4 protein-coding genes and 1 pseudogene are annotated in these 4,258 nt (G+C 72.5%); 4 read left to right on the top strand and 1 reads right to left on the bottom strand.

Annotated elements, in window-relative coordinates; all coding sequences use genetic code 11:
* A partial coding sequence (locus MU407_RS13585; RefSeq protein ID WP_246958275.1) for an FGGY-family carbohydrate kinase occupies positions 1–304 on the top strand: 304 nt, incomplete at its 5' end.
* A 58-nt stretch (positions 305–362) separates the two neighbouring features.
* Here MU407_RS13585 and MU407_RS13580 read toward each other — a convergent pair.
* On the bottom strand, positions 363–986 hold the full coding sequence (locus tag MU407_RS13580) for a TetR/AcrR family transcriptional regulator (protein ID WP_102235458.1): 624 nt from the start codon (positions 984–986) through the stop codon (positions 363–365).
* 89 nt (positions 987–1,075) lie between these two features.
* Between MU407_RS13580 and MU407_RS13575 the strand changes: the two genes are divergently transcribed.
* From MU407_RS13575 to MU407_RS13565, 3 genes and pseudogenes are all read left to right on the top strand, one after another.
* Positions 1,076–1,684: a hypothetical protein gene (locus tag MU407_RS13575; protein ID WP_246958273.1), complete on the top strand. Its 609-nt coding sequence runs from the start codon at positions 1,076–1,078 to the stop codon at positions 1,682–1,684.
* Between the two features lie 231 nt (positions 1,685–1,915).
* Positions 1,916–3,733 carry an HNH endonuclease signature motif containing protein gene (locus MU407_RS13570; RefSeq protein ID WP_246958271.1) on the top strand — a complete coding sequence of 606 codons (1,818 nt, stop codon included), beginning with the start codon at positions 1,916–1,918 and terminating at the stop codon, positions 3,731–3,733.
* A gap of 215 nt (positions 3,734–3,948) precedes the next feature.
* Positions 3,949–4,258, top strand: a pseudogene (locus tag MU407_RS13565) (hypothetical protein); the annotation flags it as partial.

The raw sequence follows: 4,258 nt of genomic DNA, 5'->3' as shown, positions 1-4,258 counted from the left end.
CGCGGTGACCGGCGGGGGAGCGGCATCGGCCCCCTGGCGGCGGATCCTCGCCGACGTGACCGGACGCCAGGTGCGCGCGGTGCCGGAGGCGGATGCCGCGCTGCTCGGAACCGCGCTGCTGGCGGCCGAGGCACACGGGCTGCCGCATCGGATCCGCCCGCTCGCCGAACAGGCTCGGTCAGGCGGCGTGGTGGTGGAGCCGGAGGCGCGCGCGGTGCAGGGGCATGCGCGGATGCGCGCGGCACACCGGGCGCTCTACGGGGCGGCGGCTGACGTGATGGCGATGGTGCCGACGGGGGAGTGACACGTCGGGCCGGTGACCTCGGGAGGGGCGAGCTGTATCGGCGCCTATCGCTGCACACCTATGCAGCGTGCGCTTGCTGCCCTGCGACGATCCAGTTCCAGAGGTTGTCGGCCGGGGCGGCGGTTCCGACGAAGTGGCCGCCGAGCTCGAGCATGAGGTGACCGACGAGGTGGCTCAGACTCGCGAGGGTCCAGGCGAGGGCGCGCGGATCGCTACCCGCCGCAGCCGCCGCGCCCGTGAGCTGCTCGGTGAGCGGCCTGGGAACCTCGGGCACCGCATCGACGAGCTCGAGAAAGGCATCGGCAACCGCCGCGGCCGGCTCAACCGTCTCAGTCGGCGCGGCATAGCCGATCACGGGGGTGCCGTAGAGCAGCTGAAAGTCTTGCGGATGCTCGAGCGCCCACGCGCGCAGCCGGTTGGCCCGCCGCGTCCAGGCATCGCCGCCCGCGGCCGGTTCGGCATGCAGGGCCGCCGCGAGGTCGCGGTAACTGCCGATGAGCAGCGCGGTGAGCAGAGCATCCCGGTTGTCGAAGTGCTTGTAGACCGCCGATGGCGTGATGCCAGCGCCGCGGGCGACGTCACGCAGCGACAGCTCGCTTGCGCCGGCCTCGCGCAGGCGTTCGCGGGCGACGCTGAGCAGCCGGTCGTGGGTGAGCTGTTTCGCCTCGGCGCGGGTGGTCATGGGGGCAGTCTAGCAAGTTCGGTGAACGCTGTTCACCCAGTGTGCTACCGTCACGTCAGAGAACGGTGTTCACCCAATTGGAGTCTGTCATGGCCGCGACGACCTCTCGCATCCTCGCCGGGGTGGCCGGCGCCGCCTTCGCCGCCTTTCCACTGCTACGGCCGTGGGATGACAAGCTCGGCGACGTCACCGAGATGGCACACGCCTTCGCGTCGCCGCTGTGGCCGCTGTCGCACGTGTCGGGAATGGTCGGTTGGGCGGCACTTGCCGGGGCGATCGCGACCAGCGTCCGCCGGGGCTGGTGGACGTGGGTTGCTCCGGTCGGCGTCGCCGCGCTGCTTCCCTATTACGGCGTCGAGGCGTTCGGGCTCAACGGCCTTGCGCGCACCGCGCTCGAATCCGGCAACCTCGACCTGCTGCAGGCCGAGTCCGTGATGCGGAACAGCCCGCTTCAGCTGAGCCTCTTCGCCGCCGGCCTCGTGCTCGCCGCCGCCGGGACGATCGGCTGGGCAATGACGACCCGCGGCCGCGCCCGCTGGTTCGCCGTCGCCACCGCTGTGCTGGTCGCCGCCTACCTGCCGCAGTTCTTCACTCCGCCGGCCGTCCGCACCGCCCACGGCATCGCTCTCGCCCTCGCTCTGTTCGGCGTCGCCGCGTGGTCTCGCCGCACCCGCGCAGGTGCGCGCAGCGCCGAATGATGCCGGGATGGCGGTGGCGGTGGCTGTCGCGCAGGGTAGTGAAGGGGTGAACTGTCGGCCGACGGGTCTGTGAAATGCGCGCATTCGTGAGAACTTGCCGGCGCGTTTGTGGAGGATAGGTCGACCGGGTATCGGTGCAGGTCAACGGGAAGGTTGGGGGAGGGGAGCCCGCTTATCCACATTTTCTCGTCGGGTCTTTTTCAGGCCGTCATGCCCTGCCAGGCTGGTGGCATGACGACTCCACCGCCCCTGCAGAACGCCAGTGCGCAGCTCGCGCATCCGGCGCTGCTGGACGTACTGCGCGAGTCCGGGCCGGCGGGACTCGCGCTCCTGCTGGGGGACGTCGCACACCTCGCCGTCCAGCTGGCCCGAGAACCCGGGGACATGTTCGCCCCCGCCGAGTACAGCCGGGATGACGTCGTCGCCGTGCTGCAGGTGCTGTATAGCCTGCGCGGCGCGGTCGATGCGCTCGAGGCCCGCGCCGCAGTGGCCTTCGCCGACCGTACGCGCCAAGACACCCTCGAAGCCGCCCGCGATGCTGACCCCGACGGGGATGAGCAGGCCGCGGGCAGTGATGCGGCACTGCTGAAACGGGCCGATGCGGTCACCCGTCGCGACCTGTCGCTGCTGACCCGTCGGTCCCCGGCCGCCGCCGGCTCCACCCTGGCCGGGGCCCGCCGGCTCGTGGAGACCATGCCAGAGATGCTCGGGATGCTCGCCACCGGTCACCTGCGCTCTCGCGATGCCTACGGCATTTCCACCGCTTCTGCCGCGCTCGACCCCGCGCAGCGTCGCGAGGTGGACCGCATCCTCGCTCAGGGCGCCCCGTGGATGGAGGGTGCCGGGACTCGGCAGTGGCGGCGTGCCGTCGACGCGATCGTCGGAGAGATCGACCCCGACGGTGCCGCGACGCGGCATCAGCGCGCCCGCCGCACCCGCCACGTCACGCTCAGCCCCGGAGAGCACGGCATGGCGACGCTGCGCGCCCACCTCTCGGCCGTGGACGCGACGCTCGTGCGCAAACGCCTGCACCTGGACGCGGAGCGGCGCCGCGCCGACGGGGCCCGCGACGGCCACGGCGCGCTCATGGCAGACGCCCTGGTCAGCACGGTGCTGGGGCGGGAGGATGCCATGGACCCCGTGATGCTCGACGTCGGGGTGATCATCACCGACCGCGCCCTGCTGGACCCCGGCACCGGAGACCTCGCCCAGATCGAGGGCTACGGTCCCGTGCCCGCCGAGGCGCTCCGCGAGGACTTGCGCAGCCACCTTGAGACACCCGAGCCCGGTGACCCCGAGCCCGGGGACCCCGATCCGCTGGGCGCCGAGGGGCCGCAGCTACGCGCCGTACTGCGCCGGCTGTATACCCACCCGACCTCCGGTGAGCTCGTGGCCCTGGAATCGCGGGCCCGCTTCTTCCCACCCGCCCTGCGCCGCTTCCTCACCTGGCGCGACGGCACCTGCCGCGCCCCCTACTGCAACGCCGCCGTGCGCCAGCACGACCACATCCACCCCGCCTCCCGCGGTGGTGCGACCACTGCCGACAACGGGCAGAGCACCTGCGCGCTGTGCAACGGCAGCAAGGAGCACGACAGCCGCCGCGTCATCCGCCTGCAGGACGCGGCGGAGCATGCGGGCCTGGCCGGGGAAGGATCCGAGGACGGGAGCCGAGCCGGGAAAAGGGATGGCACCGGGAATCGGGTCGGCGCCGGAGATGGGGACGGCAACGGAGATTGGGGTCAGTCGGGGCACCGCGTGGCCTGGACGGGCCACAGCGGCCGCACCATCATCTCCTCGCCCCCGGCATTGGACGCCAGCGTCCGGCATCGGGTGCCGGAGGAGGTGGTGGAGGCTGAGGTGGCGGAGTCTCGGGCGGCGGGCTTGGCTGAGAACGCAAAGCCGCCGGAGCCAGGCACTGCTGTTTCGCCCGACCCGCCGCCGGCATCGCCAGCACCCGGGGCGCAGCCGCCCGACCCTCCACCACCCGGGGCACAGCCGCCCGACCCTCCACCACCCGATGCGCCGCCGCCCGACGCGGACCCGCCGTGACGGAGCAGCGGCGGGTGCCCTGCTGAGGATGCTGCAGCCGCGGAGTCGATCCGTTGTGATGCAGGGATTACGGGGACCTCGTCGGGGATGGGGGAGCCGCGATATCGACCCACCGTGGTAGCTCGGGACGGACGCTTCGTCGCGCACGGATCAGGAGCGATAGCCTGCGGGACAACTCCGCTGCGCCTGCTCGCCACCACCCGTGAAGGACCCCGATGACCGACGCCACCTCCGCCCCCCACACCGCCCCCCCCGACCTCCCCCCAGCGGAGCCGCCGGTGGAGGGGCCACCCGCCCACCCCTGCACAAGCCCCACGGGCGTGGTCGGCGCGCCCGCTTCCGCGCGGTGGCCGAGCTGCGCGGGGAGGGCGGGGTGCGGTGGCGGGAGCCGAACGAAGGGGCTCGACGGCCTGGCCACGGGCGCGACCATCCTGTTCACCACCGCCTACCTGGTGATCAGCTTCTGGCAGTGGCGCCAGGGCATGAACATCCTTGAGGGCGCCGCGGATCCCGCGACCGCCTACG

This window comes from Brachybacterium sp. Marseille-Q7125 (assembly GCF_023062615.1).
GTDB lineage: Bacteria > Actinomycetota > Actinomycetes > Actinomycetales > Dermabacteraceae > Brachybacterium.
The sequence above is the reverse complement of the archived record's forward strand: the minus strand, read 5'-3'. Positions and strand labels throughout refer to the sequence as shown.